The 652-nt window shown below is 57.1% G+C and carries 1 pseudogene; it reads left to right on the top strand.

The window, feature by feature from the left end:
* Positions 1-652: pseudogene (locus ACXJ7R_RS35575) on the top strand (HlyD family type I secretion periplasmic adaptor subunit); the annotation flags it as partial.

Below are 652 nucleotides of genomic sequence, written 5' to 3'. Positions count from 1 at the left end.
CAGTGGGTTGCACAAAAAGCCGAGATTTCTCGGCTCGAAGCAGAACGGGACGGCCTCGATAAAATTGTATTGTCCAGTGACCTCGGAGCGTATTCAGGCGCCTCCGAATATAGCGGTGTCTTCGGAGAGCAAAACAAGGAATTTCAGGCGCGGCTAGCGCGTTATGGGGCGGAACAGGGGATTCTGAAGCAAAGGGTGGCAGCTCTTCAGGACGCCGTTGTCGGGTTAAAGGCTCAGAAGGAGGCAGCGGAAAATCAGCTTGCGATCGTCAACGAGGAGACGGAAAGAAAAAAAGACCTGCTGAAAAAAGGACTCACCAATCGTTCCGAATACACCGATCTTCTGCGCAGCACTGCCGAACTGGTCGGCCAGGCAGGATCTCTGGAAGCGCAGATTGCCAGTTCGGCGACCCAGACCGTCGAGGCGCGTCAGCAGATTGAACGGCTTACAACCAGCCGGGTCGAGGATGCCGTCACGGAACTGAACAAAGCCCGGGCACAGGTCGCGGACCTCGAGGAACAAATCAACGCTGCTCGATCGGTCCTCGACCGAACAACTATCCGTGCCCCGGTGGACGGCATCATTGTCCGCTCGCTCTACAATTCCGAAGGCAGCGTCATCCGAGCGGGGGAGGTGGTGATGGAGCTTCTGC

The sequence above is a fragment of the Mesorhizobium sp. P5_C1 genome (assembly GCF_054049815.1).
This window is presented reverse-complemented; position numbering and strand designations above follow the sequence as displayed.